Genomic DNA, 2534 nt, shown 5'->3' with positions numbered 1-2534 from the left:
GGAGTACAAGCTCGGGGCGGCCGCGCACGGCCCGTCGTCGATCCAGCGCGCGTTGCTCGGCGCGAGCTCGTCCGACACGGTGCGGTCGCGGATCTACTCGGGCAAGCCGGCGCGGCTGCTCAAGACCAAGTGGACGGAGGCGTGGTCGAAACCCGATGCGCCCGAGCCGTTGCCGATGCCTCTGCAGAACATCCTCGTGAGCGAGGCGCATCAGCGTATGTCGGCGGCCGATGATCCCGAGGCCGTCGCCATGCCGGTCGGGCAGGTGGTGGGACGGATGAACGAGATCCGTCCCGTCGCGGAGATCATGGCCGACCTCGTGCGGGGCTACGACGAGGCCGTCGATCGGCTGAACGAGGCGCGATAGGACCACCGTGGTGGGGTGGCAGGTGCCCGGGGTGGAGTGATCCGCCCCGGGCATCGTCCCGTTCCGGGATCGGCGTCGGCCGGGGCGTCGCCGGACAGGGGGCAGCGGCGATCGCGGGTGGGGGTCGACGGCCGAGGTGTGCCCGATCCGGCACTACCCTGGGGTGGACGTGACGCGAGCGGTATCGGTCGTGAACCGGACCGCAGCGGACTCTAAGCGTTCACCGAGGAGGAGGCCGTTCACCTCGGTTACCGAGCAGAGGACGGAAGACGCAGTGACACAGTCCGAGTCGCAGGCAACCGGAGCACTCGCGGACATCAGGGTGCTCGAACTGGGCACCCTGATCGCCGGGCCGTACGCAGGACGCCTGCTCGGCGACATGGGTGCCGACGTCATCAAGATCGAGGACCCGAAGCGGCCCGACCCGCTCCGCACCTGGGGGCAGGGCGAGCGGGACGGTCACCGCTTCTTCTGGACGGTGCACGCCCGCAACAAGCGGTGCATCACCCTCGATCTCCGGGCGCCCGACGGACAGGAACTCTTCCGGCGCCTCGTCGCCGAATCGGATGTCATCGTCGAGAATTTCCGTCCCGGAACGCTCGAGAAGTGGGGTCTCGGCTACGACGTGCTCTCCGAGATCAATCCGGGCATCGTCCTGGCCCGGGTCTCCGGCTACGGGCAGACCGGCCCGAAGGCCGGCCGCGCGGGATACGCCTCGGTCGCCGAGGGTGAGAGCGGACTACGGCATCTCAACGGTTATCCGGGACAAGCGCCTCCGCGACTCGCGTTGTCGCTCGGCGACACTCTCGGCGGCATGTTCGCGGTGCAGGGAGTACTGGCCGCTCTCCTGAGCCGCGAACGTACCGGTCGCGGCCAGGTCGTCGACGTCGCACTCACCGAGGCGTGCCTCGCGGTACAGGAATCGGTGATTCCGGACTACGACGCGGCCGGTGTGGTGCGCGGCCCGTCGGGTACGCGTCTCGAGGGTATCGCGCCGTCGAATCTGTATCGCACGTCCGACGACATGTGGATCATCATCGCCGCGAACCAGGACACGGTCTTCCGTCGTCTGTGCACGGCGATGGATCGTCCCGAACTCGCCGACGATCCGCGTTTCGCCGATCACCTCGCGCGCGGCGTGAACCAGGACGAACTCGACGCACTCATCGGTGACTGGGCCGCGACGTCGACGCTCGAGGATCTGCTCGCGCATCTGTCGGAGGCCGGTGTGGTGGCCGGTCCGGTGAACACCGTGGCCGAGGTGGTCGCCGATCCGCAGTTCCGGGCACGCGACATGATCGTGCCGCACCACGACGAGCGCACCGACACCGATGTGCTCGGCCCCGGTGTGGTGCCGGTGCTCGGTGAGACGCCCGGTTCGGTGCGCCGCGCCGGCCCGCCCGTCGCGGGATACGACAACGCCGCGGTCTACGGCCAGGTGCTCGGACTGAGCGAGGTCGAGCAGAAGGACCTGCGCGAGCGCGGCATCATCTGAGACACACAACGCGAGCCTTCGTTCGTTGTTGCGTGCTTCCCCGCAGGCGTACATGACACTAAGGTAGAACTCGTTTCAGTCTTTCGAACTTCTATGAGGAGTGCCGAATGCACACGCCTATCTGCGACGAACTCGGCATCGAGTTCCCGATCTTCGCGTTCACCCACTGCCGCGACGTCGTCGTCGCCGTCGCCAAGGCTGGAGGCTTCGGCGTCCTCGGCGCCGTCGGGTTCACCCCGGATGAGCTCGAAATCGAGCTGAACTGGATCGACGAGCATATCGGCGACCGCCCGTACGGTGTCGACATCGTCATTCCGAACAAGTACGAGGGCATGGACGCGAACCTCTCCGCGGAGGAACTCGCGAAGATGCTGCAGTCGATGGTGCCGCAGGAGACCCTCGAATTCGGCCGTAAGATCCTCACCGACCACGGAGTTCCGCTGCCCGAAGGCGACGATAACGCGTTGCAGCTCCTCGGCTGGACGGAAGCCACCGCGACCCCGCAGGTGGAGGTGGCGCTGCAGCATCCGAAGGTCACCCTCATCGCCAATGCGCTCGGTACCCCACCGCCGACATGATCGAGCACATCCACAACGCCGGTCGTAAGGTCGCGGCGCTGTGCGGTTCTCCGAAGCAGGCCCGCAAGCACGCCGACGCAGGCGTGGACATCAT

General features: G+C 67.3%; 2 protein-coding genes and 1 pseudogene. All 3 read left to right on the top strand.

Annotated features, from left to right (window positions below):
- On the top strand, window positions 1-367 hold a 367-nt coding region (locus R1101_RS27935), incomplete at its 5' end, for a nitronate monooxygenase (protein WP_037224391.1).
- A 274-nt stretch (window positions 368-641) separates the two neighbouring features.
- Entirely contained in the window at window positions 642-1862 is a 1221-nt protein-coding gene (locus tag R1101_RS0120990) for a CaiB/BaiF CoA transferase family protein (protein ID WP_016935235.1), read from the top strand.
- A gap of 107 nt (window positions 1863-1969) precedes the next feature.
- Window positions 1970-2534: pseudogene (locus R1101_RS27930) on the top strand (nitronate monooxygenase); the annotation flags it as partial.

The sequence above is a fragment of the Rhodococcus sp. R1101 genome, assembly GCF_000278445.1.
GTDB lineage: Bacteria > Actinomycetota > Actinomycetes > Mycobacteriales > Mycobacteriaceae > Rhodococcus > Rhodococcus gordoniae.
This window is presented reverse-complemented; position numbering and strand designations above follow the sequence as displayed.